We start from the raw sequence: 19,269 nt of genomic DNA, 5'->3' as shown, positions 1-19,269 counted from the left end.
CTCATCCTCCTAACAGAATCTGTCCTAAAATCACTGCTACTAGACCTATCAAGGCCAGCCAGTCCTTCCATGTGAATGACTGTGATGACTTGACATACTCACCGACAAAGCAACGTGCTTCCATGGCTTGAGTTAGTTCCTCACCATAGCGTATAGCTTTAAGGTATAAAATTCCCCAGATATTACTTCCAATCCGGAAACGATGGTTGCCGCCAAAGCTTCGTGCTTCAATCCCTTTGAGCAAATCCATTAATTGTTTTCCAAAGACATCGATATATTTTATGGTGATATCTAACTGGAGCAGAACAAGATCAGGAAAATGCAACCCTTTTAATGCCACTAGCATCTCACTTATTGTACTTGTCTCTGAATAATAAGCAATGGCTACGGCAATCAAAGGAAGTCTAAAAAGAAAGAGCGATTGACCTCCGCTAAGTAAGAGATGCGGTAGATAAAGAACTAAAGGGAAGATCAACAACACTACAGTTTTTTTCAAAGTTCTTACTAAAACAGAATGCGGTAAAAAAGCCACGCCAGCTCCTAAAAACAAGGCTACAATCCACAAAACTGTGAGATTTCGGCTAATTCCCACTGAAACAAGTAAGAAAAAGAGAAGTAAAACCTTAGCTGTTGGATGAAAGACTGATGCTACTTTTAAAGGATGCGTTTCAAACTTTTGAAGAAGAGCTTCCAGATGGTGACGATTCCGGATAAGAAAGTTATTTCTACCGACTTTAGTGACTACTGGGCGCTCTTCCGACATCCAATCTGGAAGAATCATTTTTCAACCTTTCTACCGAAAATCAAGCGATAGAGGATGAAGAAAATCAAAACAGCAGAGGCAGCGCTCAGGATATAACCCAAAACTTCTGGGATGCCTGCGATACTATAATCTGGGAAGAGGGCATTGAATGAAAAACCATTCAACATTCCTTTTGGCGCTTGGGCTTCCACATGGTAATGAGACAATTTTTCTACCAACTCTTTGACATCCCATTCTGCAAAAGCTGTTCCCGTCGCCAATAAACCAAGTGGCGTTAGGATAATTAAGGCTAAGATAAAGAGCAATAAAGGACGTAGTTTCTTAGTCGTTATTTCCTGAGTATTATCAATATTCAAACGTTCAATGAATTCTTGAACACCGGCTGTGAAAAATCCTTCTACCAGACCGATAAGCAGGTGAGTCAAGCCCATTACTGGAAGCGTCACTCTCAAAGGGTATGGATTGTAAAGCGGATTACCACTGCTATCTTTAAAGAGAATCGGTTGAATTCCTAGTAAAACCGCAACAGTCAGGGCCGCAACTACAATTCCAATATAACCTCCAAAAAAGCTAGCAATTATCCTGTTCTTTGTCCACTTATTCAAGAGTTTATAAACAGCATAACCCACAAATGGCATGACAACAGCCATACAAAAGGCATTCGCACCAAAGGCCAAAATCCCACCATCACCAAATAGCAAAGCCTGCATAGCTAGAGCCACACTAACTGCTAAACAGGAGGCCCAAGGTCCTAACAATATAGCAATTAGCACTGCCCCAACAGCATGGGCACTCGTTCCACCTGGGGCTGGAAGATTAAACATCATGATAAGGAAGGACAAGGAAGTCCCGATTCCCAACATAGGAATCGTTTTTTTATCAGTGTCAACCTTTACCTTCACTTCCTTGACAGCCTTATACCAAATAGGCAACATAACTGCCCCCATTGCCACACAAGTCATAGGGCTTAGGTAATTTTCAGGAATATGCATTTTTTATCTCCTCATATCATTTTTTCTCAAATTCAAAGGGGTTAATCCATGTATTTCTTGTCTAAAATAGTCTGCACAAGAATAAATGACGCGACGATTATCCTCAGCAGTTTTTCCTAAGATACGTAACACCAAACCTGAGATATCTAAGGATGAAATGGCAAAATCAGACTCAAGATTTAGCCCTTCTAAGTACTTCCGCAAAGCCTTAACAAAAGCCTCGTCAATATTTGGTGACACCATTACCAAGCTATTGTAATTACGCCATCCTTCAAAATAACCAAGTTTAAACATATCTTGTTTCTGAGGCTCTAAGAGAGTCTGATCGCTATAAACAAGTTCATTATCTTGGTAAATTTGTGTCAAATTACGAAAATAATGGTATTGAAACGGTAAATCCTCATGAGACCAACCTGCCGTTACACCATCTGAATAAATCAAGTGGGCAGACTTATCCATATCAATACGACTTGTTTGGAAATAGCGTGATTTTAAATATGGAATAACTTCATCAGCCATGTACTCCAAATAACTATTTTCTTCAAGTGTGATAGACGTATTCTGTTGTGTCAACTGTTCTTTCTCACACTTGTAAACATAGGTAGGTGTTTGAGTTGTCACCAAGGCATGAGCATCTTTATTAACATCAATGGTCACTTGATACTGCTCACCCTCGACAAAGCCCCCACCCATATTAATTAGGAAATAGTAAGGAACGCCATTGGCATCTGAATTATCCGCTGACACTCGAGAGTTACCTTCTTGATATTTCTTGTGGGAAATTGTACGACCATTTCTGTTTGAAAATCCAAGATGGACAAAGCCATCATATGCTTGTGTCATCTTACAAGTCCTCTAGTAGGAAATTCTTACGAATCCATTCTTCTACTTCCTTAACATTGTCATCATTATTCAAATTTGTGAAAATGAAAGAATCTTCGTTACGGAAATGAAGGGTATCTTCACGCATACGGTCTAGGTTGGCTCCAACATAAGGTGCAAGATCAGTCTTATTAATCAAGAACAAATCACTCTTAATCATCCCTTGACCAGCCTTACGTGGGATTTTTTCACCCTGAGCAACGTCAATAATATAAATGGTAAAATCAACCAAATCAGGGCTGAAGGTCGCAGCCAAGTTGTCTCCACCACTTTCAAGGAAAATAACATCCAAATCATGGTTAAAGCGTTCTTGAAGAGTTTCAATCGCTTCAAAGTTCATAGAGGCATCCTCACGAATCGCAGTATGAGGACATCCTCCAGTTTCTACACCAATGATACGGTCTTCGTCTAAGCTTGAATTTTTAGCCAAGAAAAGGGCATCTTCTTTTGTATAGATATCGTTAGTAATAACTGCTAAATTTAAGTCGGACATACGTCGTGTAAGACGCTCAAGCAAAAGGGTTTTACCTGAACCAACAGGTCCACCAACTCCAATAATTACAGTACGTTTTGTCATTGTTTTTTCCTCTCAACCTTGTTGATATTTTAGGACATGAATAGGCGGAATACCTGTGTTTCATGTTTCATCTGAGCTAATTCAAGACCAGGCGTATTGGCCCCAAGGTAGGACGCATCCAATTCTTGAATTTCTTGTGTCATTTTTTCTAATTGTGAAAAGCTACGTAAAACAATCTCCTGTCCAGCAAACTGTCCAAGGGGAATGGCACGCACAGCATTTTGAACCATCGTCGAAATCACACTATAGCCATAAAGTGCTATGGCTTCACTACATCCCAAGCCCTTGTTAAACACATAGAGCGCAAAGACAATAGCTGGATTGCCGAAGACCACACCCTTACGTATTTTAGACTGATAGTCATCCAATACCGGAATAGCATGAAGCCTTTGAATGAGTCGAAGCATTTGCTTAGCAATCATTTTAGTCCCCTGTCTTGTTTCACGCGCTTGCGTCGAAACTGTCAAGACCTTATCATAATGCCAGACCTGCTCTATGTTATCTGTAACCATAGCATCATAAACCAGTTTGATTACAAGACCTTCACCATATTTAAACTGACTAGCTAAATAGGCTTCTTGCCACTCTTCATAACCTTTATCATCTGTTACAGTATCTTCACGCAGATAATTTTCCATCCCAAATGAGTGGTTAAATGATCCAATTGGAAAGGTTGAATCGACAATTTGCACAATTTCAAGATAATCTTGCAAAGACACATTAGCAAAGGGATTAATGTTCATGGGCAGTTAAATTCACATGGCGTAGGGGCTTATCAAGGACCACTTCTTCAATCGTGTAAGCAATCTCTTTTTGAGTCAAGACTTGCTCTACAACTGGGTCAACCTCTAAATAAATCTTGGCATCTTTCACCTCAATCGGTTTATGAGTATTTCCAAGAATATGAGCTGTGATTCCCATTTCATCCATATCTTTAGGTGAGATGACAATCAAATCCTGTGACTCAACACCAATAGCTAGGACATGGTGATCATCGATAAAAAAGGCAGATCCATTTTGCAATTTTTGTCCCTTATCAAGACGAATACCAAATTCATTCCCATGATCACTCTTCACACGAATAATTTTTTTGTTAAGATCGTCACTCGAAAGAATGACTGTTTCAATATGGTATTTGTCCACATCGATATCCTTAACAAGAGCATCTACTTTTGTAAAAATCATACATTTTCCTTTTCTATTACATTTTAAAAATCTAGCATCAGACTCATATAGCAACCTAATAAAGTGCTAAAAACGTTATGGCTGTAAAATACAAAAGAGGTTGGAGGAAAAATTCCAGCCTCATGTATATAGCGTTTTCCTTAGAACAAGAAATAACGTTGAGACAATGATGTCGTATGGATTGGCTCACAAGTAACCAACTCATCATCAATAAAGACATCAAAGGTCTGTGGATCGATACGGATTGTTTTTGGAGCGTAGTCATTAAGCTTCATATCACGCTTAGTCAAGTTACGCGTATTCTTAACAGGAAGAACAATCTTATTCAAACCAATTTCTTCTTTGATACCGTGATCATAAGCATATTGAGAGACGAATGTAAGATTTGTTTGGTGAACCGCTTGACCGTAAGCACCATATAATTTACGCATGATACGTGGTTGAGGTGTTGGAAGACTTGAACCAGCGTCACCCATAACACCATAAGTTAACATACCACCCTTAAGCACCAACTTAGGTTTTGCACCAAATTGTGCTGGTTCCCAGATAACCAAATCTGCAAATTTACCAACTTCTACAGAACCGATATAGTCCGCAATACCATTGGTGATGGCAGGGTTAATTGTATATTTAGCCACGTAACGTTTAATACGGTTATTATCGTTAAACTCTGAATCCCCTTCAAGTGGACCACGCTGAGCCTTCATCTTATCAGCTAGTTGCCAACAACGCATTGCTACTTCACCGACACGTCCCATTGCCATGGCATCTGAAGTCATGATACTAAGGGCTCCCATATCGTGAAGAACATCTTCTGCAGCCACAGTTTGTTTACGAACACGTGATTCGGCAAAGGATACGTCTTCTGGGATTTTTGGATCCAAGTGGTGACAAACCATAACCATATCTAACAACTCACCAATAGCATTTGTAGTATATGGGTTAGTTGGGTTAGTTGATGATGGCAAAATATTTTCCTTACCTGCAAAGACCATAATATCTGGAGCGTGCCCACCACCAGAACCTTCGGTATGGAAGGTATGAACAGTACGACCTTGGAAAGATTCCAAAGTATTTTCCATAAATCCACCCTCATTCAAAGAGTCGGTGTGGACCGCAAAAGAAACATCGTATTTATCCGCAACTTTAAGGGAATTATCAATTCCTGCGTAAGTCGCACCCCAGTCCTCGTGTGTCTTAATTCCTGCTGCACCAGCTTTAATTTGCTCTTCAACCACTTCAGTCTCAGAACCAACACCTTTGGCAAGGAAACCAAAGTTAGCAGGCATATCGTCAACAGCTTGCAACATACGAGTAATATGGAATTTACCTGGTGTACATGTTGTTGCATTACTACCGTCAGCAGGACCAGTACCACCACCAAAGAGGGTCGTAATTCCATTATCCAAACCAAATTCAGGAAGGTCAGCAGAAATATAATGTACGTGGAGGTCAATACCACCAGCAGTCACAATCAAACCTTCTGCAGCAATGGCTTCTGTACTAGCACCCACAACAAAGTCCACATTGTCCATTGTATCTGGGTTACCACCGCGACCAATAGCAACAATCTTACCATCACGAATACCGATATCTGCTTTAATTATACCTGTATAGTCAATGATGGTTGCACCTGTAATAATGGTATCAACCACTGATGGATTATCACGTGTTTCCGTAGCACTGACACCCATACCATCACGTAAAACTTTACCGCCACCAAACTTGGATTCCTGTCCATAAACAGTAAAGTCTTTTTCAATGGCTGCAAAAAGATTGGTATCTCCAAGACGTACGCTATCACCTACAGTTGGTCCATAGTGTTGAGCATACTCTTCACGATCCATTTTAAAACTCATCGATTTGTCCTCTTTCTAGTCTAAGAAACCATTGACTTTGTTATTGAAACCAAAAATACGACGTTTCCCTCCAAAGTCAATAAGTTGTACTGTTTTCGTTTCACCTGGCTCAAAACGAATGGCTGTACCTGCTGGAATATCTAGACGTTTGCCTCGCGCCTTTTCACGATCAAATTGAAGACCAGCTTCGTTTGCTTCATAAAAATGGTAGTGAGAACCCACTTGAGCAGCACGGTCACCCACATTTTTTACTTCAATACTAATGGCTTCGTAACCACCATTATAATCAATTGGCTCACTCGCCACATGGTATTCACCTGGAATCATTACATTTTCTCCTTACTGAATAGGATCATGAACAGTAACCAATTTTGTACTGTCTGTAAAAGTAGCTTCAACTTGAATCATTGGAATCATTTCTGCAATTCCCTCCATAACATCTTCACGTGTTAAGAGATTACGAGCTTCATCCATCAATTGAGCAACCGTCTTACCTTCTCTTGCACCTTCAAGTACATAGTCTGTAATCAAAGCGACTGCTTCCGGGTGATTCAATTTGATTCCTTTATCTTTACGTCGTTGAGCAATCATAGCCGCAAGACTAATCATCATTTTTTCCTGCTCACGCATTGTCAATTGCATCGTTTTTCCTCCTTAAATCAATGCTTACCACTTGCCCCAAAGCATCAAAAGCCCTGGAATCCAAGCTGTTATAATTCCTTCGAAAATAGCTAGGTAAGGAACAAATTTCCCTAGATCCTTCTTAAGGTTAATTTCAATAAAGGCAGTTAGCCATAGAATACCCCACAAGAACCAAATAATACCATACCAAGCATTACCACCATATCCAGATGTTAAGCAAAGAATCCCTGCTGGTATCGTATTAATTGCCACAAACAAGCTAAACCAGCCGTACAAACGTTGATCAAAATCAAAGATTGTATTGATAGCTGAATAAAGATATGTAAAAGCAAACAAAAGACCTGTGGCACTACCATAAAACCATTCAGCGCCTTTTCCTGTGCAGGCCCCATAAGCAATGACAATAATGTTGAGAATCAATCCCAAACCACCTGTAAAGATATTCATAACAACATTTGATTTGTCGGGAATACCTTCCAAGCGATGAAATCCATTACTCATCAAAACCATGCCAACATAGAGTAGGATAACACCTAACATAAGAACCTCCTAAGTTTTTTTATGTTAATATCATACTACTTTGACAACACATGTCAACGAATTTTCAGAAATTTCGCAACATTTAGATGGTAGTCAATCTAACATATAGTGTCAAAAAATGACATCACCTTTAGTGATCCTCGATTGAAGTCCTTTGCTCAATCCCAGATAAACAAACAGTTAATCTCTAAAAAACTATCTTTAGCATTTGACAGTTTCTGACAATATAGCCCGTACAATCTATCATTCAATGTGAGCACAATATTTTTTACTCACCTATTTTTCCAACTCATTCTCCAGACCTAAGTCCATAGACCTATTTTTAGTAATTTTACAGTTGGGTGACAAAATCGAACATTTTTTATGATAAAGTCTTTTTTGGACTAACATCCAAAAGGAGAATTATGATGGAAACAAATAACTATACTACTAATTTACAGCTAGTCTCCCAGGAATATTCCGACGAAAAGACTAGTCTTCAAACCAGAACCAAGAAACTCTTGGAATATTTTTCACCAAAAGACATTTGGAAAATTAAGGGACTGATTGTCGCCTGTCTCGTGGCCTGCTTCCTATATGTCACTTACTTGACCCATTTTTCCTTTGCCTTTCCAGCAACCCTTGTCTTGATAAGCACGATTGAACTGGGGTGCCGTCTATTAGGTGGAAAAGCAAAGGGAATGCGACTTGAATCGGTAATATTTATGGTCACTAGTCTACTACAAGGTTTACAAATTAGTCTTTGGGGTCTGCACGACAACTGGGGGAGCACTCAGATTTTTTGCCTTCATGCGAGTATCCTCCTTTACTTAATGGCACGTACTGGACAAAGTAGTCAATACCGTTTGGGAATTATGGTTTGGCTAGACCTCATATACACTAGCTGCATCTTCCCACTGAAATATTTCTTTATCGGAGCCTGGACACTACTCTATAAAACAGCACCTAAACAAGAGCTCTCTGAAGAAGAAAAACACGCAGTTCAGAACCACAAATGGATGATTCTCATTAGTATCATTATTGCCTTGGTACTGACTGTATTCGCTGCTAGTCAGCTTAGTCAGGTCTTGCCTGCTTTCGGACAACTTTGGCAACAGTTCTTCCAGACACTTGCTACTCTACTTGATTTCACTATCACCTTCAAGGATAACGGATTATTGTTCTCTCGTTTAATAACCAGTATCCCTCTGGCTCTAGGACTTTTTGCTCAACTCATTGCAACCTATTTGGCAAAAGAAAAGCCACTTAGTCAAAAACGATTTGAAGGCCGTCTTAAAACAACCCGTCAGTTTCCAAAAGTAGCAGCTTATATCGTACTCGGAAGCCTCTGCCTTACTTATGCCCTATTCATATTAACTGCCACTAGTCAAATGGGAGAACTCCTTTCTCTCAACCAAGTCAACATTCCAGCCCATCAAGCCTCACATATTGCTGTTCAGGGCTTCTGGCAATTAGTTCGAGTCTCTACCCTTAACTTGGGAATCCTAGCTGGAATTTATATTTTTTCTAAAGAAAACTTCTTCACCCACAAGGGGCTTCGTTTGTTGAGTACCCTACTCTTTACTTTTGCTAGCCTCTTTGCCCTTATCGCCGGCTGGAAACTCTTTGGCGTTTATATAGCACTCTATGGTGTAACGCCACGTCGCTTACTATCAGGTTGGTTTGTCACAGTACTCTTTATTTGGTGTGTCCTAACACTTATTAGACTTTATAAGCCTATCCAGGCAACCCGTCTCGCTGTATTTTATGCAACTATCAGCTTCACCTTGGTTAGCCTCTTAGGTAGCTTTATTTTATAAGAAAAAAGAGTGGAACTAGATTAAGTAGTTTCACTCTTTTTATATTGGAGTTATTTTGAATCTCTTGTGGGAAAGGCATACATCACCCAAAGAGCTACTGTTAATGGAGTTGCTTTTAATACAATCCAAGCAACATTGAAATTGGCATCACGCAGACGACGAATCTGAATAGAAATTGTAGGAAGCGCCGTTGCTGCTATAAATAGAATGAAAGCTGTCAATGTAAAGCCAGCAGCTCTTGTTTCCCCAAGTAAGTCCATCAGTAGGAAAATCAAACTACCGATAATTCCATTAATCAAGACAACCCACCAATAGTCTGGTCGTTTTGTACGACCATAAAAATCGAGATAGCCTAACCAAAAATTTTTATATGCCTCTAACATGTTTACACCTCTTAATAGTCTGCTACCAGTATACTATATTAATAAGATAGGTGCAAGATGTGAAAATTTTGACTTCTTAAGTTTTCTACATATATAATAGGAAGATTATTTTAAATAAACTGGAATGGATTGAAATTAGGACTGTCTGACTCAATCTGGCCACTCACCATGGTCACTACACGACTGACATGTTGACGTACACTATTGCGGTGAGCAATAAAAATCATTGTTCGTTTAATCTTAGCAAGGTTAGCCATGACCCTGCTTTCAGTATCACTATCGAGACCACTGGTAGCTTCATCAAAAATCAAGATTGGTTGTTTGGACAATAGAGCCCTTGCTATAGCTAATCTTTGTTTTTGACCGCCAGACAGACCTCCATCTTCAGATACTTGGGTCTGAAAGCCTAGTGGCTTTTTTTGAATATCCTCTAAGATATCAGCTTGTTGGCAAACTTTAAGAAGTTTTTTCTCGTCAACTTCTCCTTCAAATCCTAATAGCAGATTTTCTAAAATGGTTCCCGTAAACACATAGGTCTGCTGGGGAACGTAAGTCACCATTTGACGCAACTCCGCATGGCTAATAGCATCTTTATCTAGGGTTACATGACCACTAGATTTCGTATAATAACCTGACAACATTTTAGCTAAGGTCGTTTTTCCAGATCCACTTTTACCCATGAGGGCGATTTTCTCACCCTTATGAATCGTTAAATCAATCTTACTAAGAGTCTCTTGCTGATAACTAAAACGGTGACTGACTCCTTTAAAAGCAAGTTGTTTAAAAGATAACTCTTTAAGTTTTCCTTTTTCTTCCTTGTCCACAACATAAACTTCTTGAAGACGATTATTGGCGACTTTGGCTTGCTGGATTTTAGATTGGAGATTGATGATATTAATTAAAGGAGTTGTAAAATAATTCAACAACATATTATAGGTAATCAACTGACCTGCAGATAGTTGCCCTTCCATAACCAATTGTGCCCCATACCAGAGGATAAAGACATTAGAAACTAACTGAACCCCTGTCTTTAACCCATCCTGCGTTAATTGCCACTTGGCCTTAGACAAAGACTTCTTCAAATAGTCATGGAATTTCACCTCAATTTCCCGATAGCGTCTTTCCTCACCCCTCAAGGATTTTAAGGTTTCAATACCTCGCAAATCATCAATAACAGCGGTATTGACCTGACTATTTGCCTCCATCAATTGATAATTTTCCTTTTCAAAAAGCTTATAGAATACCAGAATGATTAAAACATAAAGAGGAACTACCGTGAGAGTCATCAAAAAAAGTGACTGATTTTGTACAATAAGAGCCACAGCTAGAGTCATCACAATGGTCACATCTAGAAAAATCGATAAAATCGTTGAAGCTAGAGCATCAATAATAGTGTTAGCATCTCCAAAACGTGACGTGATTTCACCAGTACGACGTGAACTAAAGAAACTAATAGGCAAGGAAAGGACATGCTTGATATAAGGAAGAATGACAGCGATGGACAGGTAATTACCCAATCGATGTAGAAGATAATCTTTGAAAAAAGTAAAAACTTGTTGAGCAAGATAAGAGATACATAAGCCTAGCGAAATCATGGTCAGAAGATTATAGGCCCCCTGAGGAATCAAGCGGTCGATAATAGCTTGCAAATAATAAGAACCAATAATATTAACAAGGGTCACTAGAAAACTTAATAAGACAATAACTGCAATCAAACCCTTACGACGAAACAAAATTGGTAAAAATGAAAGAAGTCCAGGTACATCTTCTTTGTATTTAGTATAGGCTTCTCCTGGAACAAAAAAGAGAGCAACTCCCGTCCACTCTTTGGCAAATTCCTCTAAGGGCATTTTAATGACCTTCTTGCTAGGATCTGGATCACCAATAACAAGCTGCCCCTTGATTTGACCAAACACCGTATAATAATGTTGCAGCCCACCTTCTTTAACCACATGTACAATAAAAGGATAAGATAGGTTTTCTTGTTTAAACAAGTCTAAATCCGCACGAATAGCCTGAGTTTCAAGACCCAACTGCTTGGCCGCTTCCACCAAACCAAGCGCAGAAGTACCTTCACGAGAAGTCTGAGCCAACTCTCGCAAATAAGCTAAACTATAAGATGAACCATAGTGTTTAAGAATCATGGCCAAGGCAGCGACACCACAATCACGCTGATCAACCTGTGAAATATATGGATATTTTGACATGGTGACCCCTTATTAAAGACAACCTGCAAAATAAGGCAAGATAGTGATAAGTAGTGAGAATAGTGTAAATAATTTTAGTTTTTTCAAAATAAAACTCCTTTTAACTGTTAGTTATGTTTCTATAGTAAACATTTAACCATTAAAAAAGTAGTGACATTTATGTCACCACCATTTCTATAAACCATCTGCCGCTTTACCTGCCTTTATACTTTCTTCTAGCACCGAGTCTTCTAAAACGGAAGCAAACATTATGGCCTTATCGTAATTTTCTGCAGCCTCTTTCTTGTTTCCTTTATGAAGAAGTTCATATTTGGCTTTGAGAACAAAAACACTAGGTTTATAACTATAAAATTGTGATTTTTCTATAACAGCTAAGGCTTTATCCACAACTGTTAAGAAGTCTGAGAAGGAATTGTGAAAAATCTTCAAAGCAGCGATAGCCATCAAATCATTAAACAAAACAATATTATAGACATCATCTGTCCAAATTTCCTGATTTAATACTCTCTTTACGATTCTTTCAAAAAGTTTTTTATCATACTGTTTTCTTCCATAAAGATGGAAGAAATAGTAGTCAATAACTAATAAATCGTTAGTTGAGAATTTCCTCTTCCTTTTGACTTGTTCAAATAAGTCTTCATATATCTCCTCAACTTTAGGACTCTCTTCCCAACTAGTAAAACTCAAAATATTTTCCAAAATATCTAGAGTTAACAATTCTTCTTCTGGGAGAAGTTCAAAGAATTTCTCATAAACCTCCTCAATTAAGGCAAGTTTAGCCTTTATTCTTTCTGGATTTCTATACGTTGGAAACTTAATCAGACGATTCTTCATCTCGTAGTATTCGTCAGGGATAGTAATATTATCATGATCCAATAAATCGGTCATATTTTTTCCTAGACGTTTTGCAATATAAGATAATTTATCCAAAGACGGGAGCGACTCCCCTTTTTCAATGCGAATTAACTGACGAACAGTCAATTCCGCACCATCTAAACATAGCACTTCACGTGACATCTGCTGACATTCACGCTCAGTTTTGATTCTTAGTCCAATGCTGTCTTTTATGTTCAAGAGACTCTCCTTTATTTCAAAATTTTAAAAACATTATATCATAATTGTAATATAATTAATATATAGTTAATGCATTTTTAACAGAATAATAGTGAAAATAAGCTATTTTTATACATTTTATATAGGAAGGACCTTCCTTTGTATCAAAAAACATGCAGTTCAAAACTACATGTTTTTTTATTTCTGTTTACTTTGGAATCGCCATTCAAAGCGAATGCGGTCATAAGTTGGATAAATCGCATTAAGCAACCCAAAGGCTAAGGTAAAGCCAGCTAAAACATCTGTTGGATAATGCACACCCACATAAATACGCGAAAGTCCAACAAGGAAAATAAGAAGTCCAGTAATAGCATAAACTACTATTTTAGATTCTTTTTTCTCCAAACGCTGAGCAAGGACAATGGCAATTGCTCCAAGAATCATAAAAGTTCCCAAAGAATGACCACTAGGGAAAGAATAACCACTAGCATGCACTAAATGCGTAATTGATGGGCGCTGACGCTGATAAATATACTTCAAACTTACAATCAAGATACTAGCGAGAAGCCCACTGGCTCCCACAAAGATAGCTTCTGATTTATACTGACGTAGATAAAGCCAGATGACTGCTACGATTGCAATAATAGCCTGTACAGGCGTATTCCCAAGCATGGTAATAGTTTTAAAAAAGCGTGTCAATCCTGCTGGTAAGCCTCCTCGAACCCAAGTTTGAATGTTGCTATCAAATCCTGTCAAGGCTTCAGGATAGAACTTAGCCATATAACCGAGAGCAACAAATAACAATAAGGCAAAAGAAGCATAAGTATAATGTGTGTGTTTGTGTTTCATATTTATAATTTTACTAGAATAGACTTAAGTGGAGCATAAATCAAAGCAAAGGCTACTGCAAAAATCAAACCTTCAAGTAAATTGAAAGGTACTACCATAGCGAAAAGGTATTTATAGAGACCTATAAATTGCGCAATATCAAAGTTGGCAAATTTAGCATAGAGTGGTAATGCATAAATATAGTTAAGAATAACCATAACAACTGTAAGCAAGACAGTTCCTAAAACAGAACCAAGAATATAATTCTTGCTTGTTTGATTTTTCTTCCAAAAATAGCTTAGGCCCCAAACAAAGACGCCTAGAGCAACAAAATTCATAGGAAGTCCAATCATTGATCCTGGTCCACCATTGTTTAGCAAGAGCTTCAACAATGAACGAAGCAAGAGAACACCAATGGCACTCTTAAAATCAAAGATAACCAAGGCAATAAGAACAGGAAGGATTGAAAAATCAACCTTCAAAAAATCTGCTGCTGGAATCAATGGAAATGAAAAATAAAGCAACAAGAATGAAACTGCGGATAAAATGGCAATGTAAGCCAATTTACGTGTGTTTGTCATAAAAAAATTCCTCCAAATTTTAACAATTTGAAAGAAGTTCCCAATGGATTTGCCCATGCCAAAAAAAGCCTACGCAAAAAGACTGGTCTTCTTCCATCCAGACTGTACTGTCGGTTGAGGAATCACACCTCATCAGCTTGCGCTCGCGGACTTATCCAAAGAATCACCGCCGGTCGGGAGTTTCACCCTGCCCTGAAGACCTTTTAAGGATAACATAAAAAAACCTTGGTGACAAGGTTTTCAAATTATGGATTTCTAATCTGTTGATAGTCAATGACTATAATTATTCTTTCAAAACAAAATGAAGTATCTATTTTAATTTATCATGCTGATAACGGTGACTCAGCTCTAGCCCCTCAAATTGTTGCTGGCGAAGCGCTTCGTAAACAATCATACAAACAGTATTGGACACATTTAGACTACGCACATGTTCATCATTCATCGGAATACGAATAGCTTTTTCAGGATGCTCACGCATAAAATCTTCAGGTAGGCCTGTATCCTCACGACCAAACATAAAATAGTGGTCCTCACCATCGGCATAGGCCTCTTCTGAATAAGTCTTATCCGCAAATTTCGTGACTAAATGCAAACGACCCTCTTGATTTTTAGACATGAAATCTGCCAAATTGTCATAATAAGTGATGTCAAGCTTATCCCAGTAGTCTAAACCTGCACGTTTCATTTTCTTGTCATCAATTGGAAAGCCCATAGGACGGATGATATGAAGAGGGCTATTAGTCGCTGCACAGGTACGTGCAATATTTCCGGTGTTTTGTGGAATACGAGGTTCAAACAAGACAATATGATTACGTGACATCTCAATTCTCCTAGACATAAAAAATACCATGTCGCCCGGAGTCAAGCTCAGCAGACGACATGGTTGTGGACGTTCATTAGCTTAAATCATGACAGGTTAGATTTAAAATAACGAATCTTTGAATATATTTTAGCACTTCTGGTCTAAAAGTCAAGACAATTTAAAGAAAAATTTTACCTTTATTCACTTAAATAGGAATGGTTGATAAAGCTAGCTGAAAAGGATGATTTTTCCGCTAAAATAGAGTATCATAGTAATGATTATTTGGAGGTAACTCATGCGTATTATTGTCGTAGGTGCCGGTAAGGTCGGTACCGCACTCTGTCGTTCTCTTGTTGAAGAGAAGCACGATGTTATTTTAATTGAAGAAAAGGAAGAGGTCCTCAAACGCCTCAGCAAACGCTATGATGTTATGGGCTTTGCTGGAAATGGGGCTAATTTTAAAATTTTGGAACAAGCCGAGGTTAGCAACTGTGACGTCTTTATCGCAATGACCGATAAAGATGAAGTGAACATGATTTCAGCGGTTCTGGCTAAACAAATGGGTGCCAAAGAAACTATTGTTCGCGTACGTAACCCAGAATACTCTAATGCTTATTTCAAAGACAAAAACTTTCTTGGATTCTCATTAGTAGTTAACCCTGAACTTTTAACAGCTCGCTATATTGCCAATACAGTTGAATTTCCAAACGCCCTATCAGTTGAAACTTTTGCTAATGGACGCGTTATTCTTATGGCATTTAAAGTTACTGAAAATAGCCAATTATCTGGTATGACAATGGAACAATTCCGTAGGAAATTCGGCAATATTCTAGTTTGTACGATTCACCGTCAGGGTGAACTCATCATTCCAGATGGAAATGCTACCATGCAAATTGGGGATAAGATTTATGTCACTGGTAAACGTGTTGATATGGCACTTTTCCACAGTTACATTAAGCCAAAAAGCATCAAAAAACTTTTGTTGATTGGTGCTGGGCGCATCTCCTACTACTTGCTCAATATCTTGAAAAACAATCGTATTAAGGTCAAATTGATTGAGCAAAAAATGGACCGTGCGCAAACCTTTAGTCAGGTCTTCCCTGAAGTTTCTGTGATCTTAGGTGACGGTACTGCTAAAGACCTTCTTCTCGAGGAAAGTGCAGCCAGTTATGATGCCGTAGCTACCCTAACCGGAGTAGATGAGGAAAATATCATTACCTCTATGTTCCTCGAAAGCCTTGGTATTCACAAGAATATTACTAAGGTTAACCGTACTAGTCTCTTAGAGATTATCGATCCACGTGAGACAACAACAATTGTCACTCCTAAGAGTATCGCTGTTGACACTGTAATGCACTTTGTACGCGGGCGTTTTAATGCCAAAGACTCTAGTCTTGATGCCCTTCACCATGTGGCTAATGGTCGTATCGAAACCTTGCAATTCCAAATTAAGGAAAATAACAAAATCGCCGGAAAGAAACTTTCTGAGCTTGAACTTGCTAACGGTGTCCTTATCGCTGCTATTATCCGCAATGGAAAATCTATTTTCCCAACAGGAGAAGACAGGCTCGCTATCGGGGATAAAATCGTGGTTGTTACACTCTTACAAAATGTAACTCACATTTACGACTTGTTGAAGAGGTAAGCTGCCATGAATCGTTCTATTGTCCGTTTTCTTATTGCCAAGCTCCTGCTGATTGAGGCTGCTCTCTTGGTTGTGCCACTTATCGTCGCTCTTATTTATCAAGAAAATGCTAAAGTATTTGCCAGCATCTTGGGTACGATGGGGATTCTCCTCTTTCTCGGGGTGCTTGGTACTCTCTTTAAACCGAAGAACTACCATATTTACACCAAAGAAGGAATGCTTATTGTAGCCCTCTGTTGGGTACTCTGGTCTTTCTTTGGAGGATTGCCCTTCGTCTTTGCTGGTCAGATTCCAAGTGTCATTGATGCCTTTTTCGAGATGAGCTCTGGTTTCACAACCACGGGGGCTACTATTCTCACAGATACTGGAGTACTTACCCACTCCCTACTTTTCTGGCGAAGCTTCGCCCACTTGATTGGAGGGATGGGGGTATTGGTTTTTGCCCTAGCCATCATGAACAACAGTAAAAATGGTCACCATGAGGTTATGCGTGCAGAGGTGCCTGGTCCAGTATTTGGTAAAGTCGTTGCCAAGCTCAAAAATACAGCTCAGATTCTTTACATCATCTATCTGACTATGTTTGTTATTTTTGCTGTTATTCTCTGGCTTTGCGGTATGCCAATCTTTGATAGTATCATCACTGCTATGGGGGGCGCAGGTACTGGGGGATTTGCTGTCTATAATGACTCTATTGCCCACTACCACAGCGATCTGATTACCTATGTGGTTACTGTTGGTACCCTACTCTTTGGGGTTAACTTCAACCTTTATTTCTATATTCTCCTTCGTAAAATCAAGTTTTTCTTCCAAGATGAAGAACTACGTACCTACTTTGCGATTGTGGCTATTTCAACTGGTTTGATTATCCTCAATATTTTTGGGATTTACCACAATTTGGCTGACTCTTTCAAATACTCATTTTTCGAAGTGTCAACTATCATCACAACAACCGGTTTTGGTCTAACGGATATTACCAAATGGCCACTCTTTTCTCAGTATATCCTACTCCTCCTGATGTTTATCGGGGGATCAGCAGGTTCTACTGCCGGTGGTTTCAAGGTTATCCGTGCTATGATTATTGCTAAGATTGCACGAAATCAGACCCTGGCTAGTCTCTATCCTAATCGTATCCTGTCACTTCATATCAATGGAAGTGTTCTCGATAAAGAAACTCAGCACAGTGTTCTTAAATATTTAGCTGTATATGTACTCATTATACTAAGTTTAGTCACTGTTTTATCACTGGATAATCAAGACCTCTTGATTGTGACAAGCGCTGCTGCTTCAACCTTTAACAATATTGGACCTTTACTTGGAACGAGTGATAGCTTTGCTATTTTCAGTCCTTTGTCTAAGCTTATCATGGGATTTGCTATGATTGCAGGACGTTTGGAAATTTATCCTTTACTACTCCTCTTCCTGCCAAAAACTTGGTCAAAAACTTAAGCATAGAAAAACTCCTTTGGATTCATTTATCCAAAGGAGTTTTATTACGTTTTAGACTAAAATAATCTGGCACCGGATCATCGCCAGTCTCTGATAAAGGGTGACATCTTAAGATACGGGCAACTCCCATAAGAACTCCCTTTAAACCGTGCATTTCTATTGCTTGGATCATATAAACCGAACAAGTTGGACGAAAACGGCAAGAGGGTGGAAATAGGGGAGAAATCCATCTCTGATAAGCCCTTACTAAAGCAATCAGAAATCTTTTCATTATTTAACCTTATTGACAGCAGCGTTATGAAGCTGACTGATTTCTTTCTTATTCAGACGGCGTGATTCACCTGGGCGAAGCCCTGTTAAATCAAGGGTACCAAAACGCGTACGTGACAACTTATCAACAAGCAAGCCCACTGATTCAAACATTTTCTTAACCTGGTGGTTACGCCCTTCATGAATTGTCAATTCAACAACTGAACGGTTCTTTTCATGGTCTACTTTGATAATATTGTAACGTGCTGGTTTTGTTTTCTTACCATCAATGACCACACCACGAGTCAAAGGACGAAGGTTCTCCTTGGTCGCAATACCTTTGACACGCGCCAAATAAACCTTGTCAATCTCATTACGTGGGTGAATCATCTTATCGGTAAAGTCACCATCATTAGTCAAAATAAGAAGCCCCGTCGTATCCCAGTCAAGACGACCAACAGGATAGATACGTTCCTTAACGTGGGGCATGAGGTCAATCACCGTCTTACGATTTTTCTCATCAGATACCGAAGAAATAACCCCTCGTGGTTTATTAAGAAGATAATAGACCTTCTCTTCATTATAAATTGGGCTACCATTTACCTCTACAATATCACCATTTTTGACAATTGTTGCCAATTCCGTAACGGTCTTACCATTTAGGGTCACACGACCCTCTTTAATCAGTTCCTCAGCCTTACGACGGCTGGCCACACCAGCGTGGGCAATATATTTATTAATTCGCATTCTTTTTCTACAGCTTAAGCTGTATCCTTTCTACCTAGCATCTCTGCTATGTTTCTTTATTTTTAATGATTAGTTTCAACAAGGTTTAC

At 38.9% G+C, this 19,269-nt stretch carries 21 protein-coding genes and 1 riboswitch; of the genes, 3 read left to right on the top strand and 18 right to left on the bottom strand.

The features are described from left to right. Position 1: 1 nt before the first annotated feature. The 10 genes from ACWPVZ_RS01390 to ACWPVZ_RS01345 form a co-directional block, all read right to left on the bottom strand. Positions 2–781 carry an energy-coupling factor transporter transmembrane component T gene (locus ACWPVZ_RS01390; protein WP_013990046.1) on the bottom strand — a complete coding sequence of 260 codons (780 nt, stop codon included), beginning with the start codon at positions 779–781 and terminating at the stop codon, positions 2–4. After that, positions 778–1,755 carry a cobalt transporter CbiM gene (gene cbiM, locus ACWPVZ_RS01385; RefSeq protein WP_175057395.1) on the bottom strand — a complete coding sequence of 326 codons (978 nt, stop codon included), beginning with the start codon at positions 1,753–1,755 and terminating at the stop codon, positions 778–780. The genes ACWPVZ_RS01390 and cbiM overlap by 4 nt, the downstream gene beginning before the upstream one ends. Before the next feature lie 3 nt (positions 1,756–1,758). Next, on the bottom strand, positions 1,759–2,598 hold the full coding sequence (locus ACWPVZ_RS01380; protein WP_414341075.1) for an urease accessory protein UreD: 840 nt from the start codon (positions 2,596–2,598) through the stop codon (positions 1,759–1,761). Between the two features lies 1 nt (position 2,599). Next, entirely contained in the window at positions 2,600–3,214 is a 615-nt protein-coding gene (ureG, locus tag ACWPVZ_RS01375; RefSeq protein WP_002889928.1) for an urease accessory protein UreG, read from the bottom strand. A 29-nt stretch (positions 3,215–3,243) separates the two neighbouring features. Next, entirely contained in the window at positions 3,244–3,957 is a 714-nt protein-coding gene (locus ACWPVZ_RS01370) for an urease accessory protein UreF (protein WP_073949314.1), read from the bottom strand. Continuing rightward, on the bottom strand, positions 3,947–4,399 hold the full coding sequence (gene ureE / locus ACWPVZ_RS01365) for an urease accessory protein UreE (protein WP_002949549.1): 453 nt from the start codon (positions 4,397–4,399) through the stop codon (positions 3,947–3,949). The genes ACWPVZ_RS01370 and ureE overlap by 11 nt, the downstream gene beginning before the upstream one ends. A gap of 140 nt (positions 4,400–4,539) precedes the next feature. After that, positions 4,540–6,258 carry an urease subunit alpha gene (gene ureC, locus ACWPVZ_RS01360; protein ID WP_049545718.1) on the bottom strand — a complete coding sequence of 573 codons (1,719 nt, stop codon included), beginning with the start codon at positions 6,256–6,258 and terminating at the stop codon, positions 4,540–4,542. Positions 6,259–6,273: 15 nt separating this feature from the next. Continuing rightward, entirely contained in the window at positions 6,274–6,585 is a 312-nt protein-coding gene (locus tag ACWPVZ_RS01355) for an urease subunit beta (protein ID WP_003092180.1), read from the bottom strand. A 12-nt stretch (positions 6,586–6,597) separates the two neighbouring features. Then, positions 6,598–6,900 (bottom strand): urease subunit gamma, encoded by a 303-nt coding sequence (locus ACWPVZ_RS01350; protein WP_002886558.1) that lies wholly within the window; start codon positions 6,898–6,900, stop codon positions 6,598–6,600. A 24-nt stretch (positions 6,901–6,924) separates the two neighbouring features. Continuing rightward, entirely contained in the window at positions 6,925–7,440 is a 516-nt protein-coding gene (locus ACWPVZ_RS01345; RefSeq protein WP_155198350.1) for an AmiS/UreI family transporter, read from the bottom strand. A 404-nt stretch (positions 7,441–7,844) separates the two neighbouring features. Here ACWPVZ_RS01345 and ACWPVZ_RS01340 point away from each other — a divergent pair, with 404 nt between their 5' ends. Then, the gene (locus ACWPVZ_RS01340; protein WP_241672525.1) at positions 7,845–9,239 is read left to right on the top strand and encodes a DUF4153 domain-containing protein; all 1,395 of its coding nucleotides are present in this window, start codon (positions 7,845–7,847) and stop codon (positions 9,237–9,239) included. 50 nt (positions 9,240–9,289) lie between these two features. Here the strand turns inward: ACWPVZ_RS01340 and ACWPVZ_RS01335 are convergent, their stop codons facing one another. The 6 genes from ACWPVZ_RS01335 to ACWPVZ_RS01310 all read right to left on the bottom strand — a co-directional run bounded on the left by ACWPVZ_RS01335 (position 9,290) and on the right by ACWPVZ_RS01310 (position 15,111). Continuing rightward, the gene (locus ACWPVZ_RS01335) at positions 9,290–9,622 is read right to left on the bottom strand and encodes a DUF805 domain-containing protein (protein WP_060972183.1); all 333 of its coding nucleotides are present in this window, start codon (positions 9,620–9,622) and stop codon (positions 9,290–9,292) included. 110 nt (positions 9,623–9,732) lie between these two features. Beyond that, positions 9,733–11,829 (bottom strand): peptide cleavage/export ABC transporter, encoded by a 2,097-nt coding sequence (locus ACWPVZ_RS01330; protein ID WP_155198348.1) that lies wholly within the window; start codon positions 11,827–11,829, stop codon positions 9,733–9,735. 174 nt (positions 11,830–12,003) lie between these two features. Next, positions 12,004–12,903, bottom strand: a complete 900-nt coding sequence (locus ACWPVZ_RS01325) for an XRE family transcriptional regulator (RefSeq protein ID WP_201042760.1) — start codon at positions 12,901–12,903, stop codon at positions 12,004–12,006. A 177-nt stretch (positions 12,904–13,080) separates the two neighbouring features. Next, positions 13,081–13,731 (bottom strand): phosphatase PAP2 family protein, encoded by a 651-nt coding sequence (locus ACWPVZ_RS01320; protein ID WP_347095311.1) that lies wholly within the window; start codon positions 13,729–13,731, stop codon positions 13,081–13,083. A gap of 2 nt (positions 13,732–13,733) precedes the next feature. Then, positions 13,734–14,291, bottom strand: coding sequence for an ECF transporter S component (locus tag ACWPVZ_RS01315; protein WP_347095310.1), 558 nt, complete (start codon positions 14,289–14,291; stop codon positions 13,734–13,736). A gap of 81 nt (positions 14,292–14,372) precedes the next feature. Continuing rightward, positions 14,373–14,495, bottom strand: a riboswitch (FMN riboswitch). Positions 14,496–14,601: 106 nt separating this feature from the next. Beyond that, the gene (locus ACWPVZ_RS01310; protein ID WP_021143543.1) at positions 14,602–15,111 is read right to left on the bottom strand and encodes a tRNA (cytidine(34)-2'-O)-methyltransferase; all 510 of its coding nucleotides are present in this window, start codon (positions 15,109–15,111) and stop codon (positions 14,602–14,604) included. A gap of 277 nt (positions 15,112–15,388) precedes the next feature. On the opposite strand from ACWPVZ_RS01310, the gene trkA reads away from it, so the two are divergent. Both trkA and ACWPVZ_RS01300 read left to right on the top strand, forming a co-directional pair. Then, on the top strand, positions 15,389–16,738 hold the full coding sequence (gene trkA, locus ACWPVZ_RS01305) for a Trk system potassium transporter TrkA (RefSeq protein ID WP_201041271.1): 1,350 nt from the start codon (positions 15,389–15,391) through the stop codon (positions 16,736–16,738). A 6-nt stretch (positions 16,739–16,744) separates the two neighbouring features. After that, positions 16,745–18,184: a TrkH family potassium uptake protein gene (locus ACWPVZ_RS01300; RefSeq protein ID WP_201041270.1), complete on the top strand. Its 1,440-nt coding sequence runs from the start codon at positions 16,745–16,747 to the stop codon at positions 18,182–18,184. Positions 18,185–18,206: 22 nt separating this feature from the next. Here the strand turns inward: ACWPVZ_RS01300 and yidD are convergent, their stop codons facing one another. Further along, positions 18,207–18,455 (bottom strand): membrane protein insertion efficiency factor YidD, encoded by a 249-nt coding sequence (gene yidD, locus ACWPVZ_RS01295; RefSeq protein ID WP_002886534.1) that lies wholly within the window; start codon positions 18,453–18,455, stop codon positions 18,207–18,209. Beyond that, complete coding sequence (locus ACWPVZ_RS01290; RefSeq protein ID WP_002883686.1) at positions 18,455–19,180, bottom strand: pseudouridine synthase; 726 nt, start codon at positions 19,178–19,180, stop codon at positions 18,455–18,457. The genes yidD and ACWPVZ_RS01290 overlap by 1 nt, the downstream gene beginning before the upstream one ends. Positions 19,181–19,269: the final 89 nt, after the last annotated feature.

The sequence above is a fragment of the Streptococcus sp. Marseille-Q6379 genome, assembly GCF_965119505.1.
Note: the sequence above shows the minus strand (reverse complement) of the source record. Positions and strands in the feature narration are given on the sequence as shown.

What these genes read in the sequence shown, in the direction of transcription:
- ACWPVZ_RS01370 (WP_073949314.1), bottom strand. Translation starts at nt 3,957, where the DNA reads ATGAACATTAATCCCTTTGCTAATGTGTCTTTGCAAGATTATCTTGAA.
- ureE (WP_002949549.1), bottom strand. Translation starts at nt 4,399, where the DNA reads ATGATTTTTACAAAAGTAGATGCTCTTGTTAAGGATATCGATGTGGAC.
- ACWPVZ_RS01390 (WP_013990046.1), bottom strand. Translation starts at nt 781, where the DNA reads ATGATTCTTCCAGATTGGATGTCGGAAGAGCGCCCAGTAGTCACTAAA.
- yidD (WP_002886534.1), bottom strand. Translation starts at nt 18,455, where the DNA reads ATGAAAAGATTTCTGATTGCTTTAGTAAGGGCTTATCAGAGATGGATT.
- ACWPVZ_RS01290 (WP_002883686.1), bottom strand. Translation starts at nt 19,180, where the DNA reads ATGCGAATTAATAAATATATTGCCCACGCTGGTGTGGCCAGCCGTCGT.
- ACWPVZ_RS01345 (WP_155198350.1), bottom strand. Translation starts at nt 7,440, where the DNA reads ATGTTAGGTGTTATCCTACTCTATGTTGGCATGGTTTTGATGAGTAAT.
- cbiM (WP_175057395.1), bottom strand. Translation starts at nt 1,755, where the DNA reads ATGCATATTCCTGAAAATTACCTAAGCCCTATGACTTGTGTGGCAATG.
- ACWPVZ_RS01335 (WP_060972183.1), bottom strand. Translation starts at nt 9,622, where the DNA reads ATGTTAGAGGCATATAAAAATTTTTGGTTAGGCTATCTCGATTTTTAT.
- ACWPVZ_RS01320 (WP_347095311.1), bottom strand. Translation starts at nt 13,731, where the DNA reads ATGAAACACAAACACACACATTATACTTATGCTTCTTTTGCCTTATTG.
- ACWPVZ_RS01315 (WP_347095310.1), bottom strand. Translation starts at nt 14,291, where the DNA reads ATGACAAACACACGTAAATTGGCTTACATTGCCATTTTATCCGCAGTT.
- ACWPVZ_RS01380 (WP_414341075.1), bottom strand. Translation starts at nt 2,598, where the DNA reads ATGACACAAGCATATGATGGCTTTGTCCATCTTGGATTTTCAAACAGA.
- ureC (WP_049545718.1), bottom strand. Translation starts at nt 6,258, where the DNA reads ATGAGTTTTAAAATGGATCGTGAAGAGTATGCTCAACACTATGGACCA.
- ACWPVZ_RS01330 (WP_155198348.1), bottom strand. Translation starts at nt 11,829, where the DNA reads ATGTCAAAATATCCATATATTTCACAGGTTGATCAGCGTGATTGTGGT.
- trkA (WP_201041271.1), top strand. Translation starts at nt 15,389, where the DNA reads ATGCGTATTATTGTCGTAGGTGCCGGTAAGGTCGGTACCGCACTCTGT.
- ACWPVZ_RS01310 (WP_021143543.1), bottom strand. Translation starts at nt 15,111, where the DNA reads ATGTCACGTAATCATATTGTCTTGTTTGAACCTCGTATTCCACAAAAC.
- ACWPVZ_RS01355 (WP_003092180.1), bottom strand. Translation starts at nt 6,585, where the DNA reads ATGATTCCAGGTGAATACCATGTGGCGAGTGAGCCAATTGATTATAAT.
- ACWPVZ_RS01350 (WP_002886558.1), bottom strand. Translation starts at nt 6,900, where the DNA reads ATGCAATTGACAATGCGTGAGCAGGAAAAAATGATGATTAGTCTTGCG.
- ACWPVZ_RS01300 (WP_201041270.1), top strand. Translation starts at nt 16,745, where the DNA reads ATGAATCGTTCTATTGTCCGTTTTCTTATTGCCAAGCTCCTGCTGATT.
- ureG (WP_002889928.1), bottom strand. Translation starts at nt 3,214, where the DNA reads ATGACAAAACGTACTGTAATTATTGGAGTTGGTGGACCTGTTGGTTCA.
- ACWPVZ_RS01340 (WP_241672525.1), top strand. Translation starts at nt 7,845, where the DNA reads ATGATGGAAACAAATAACTATACTACTAATTTACAGCTAGTCTCCCAG.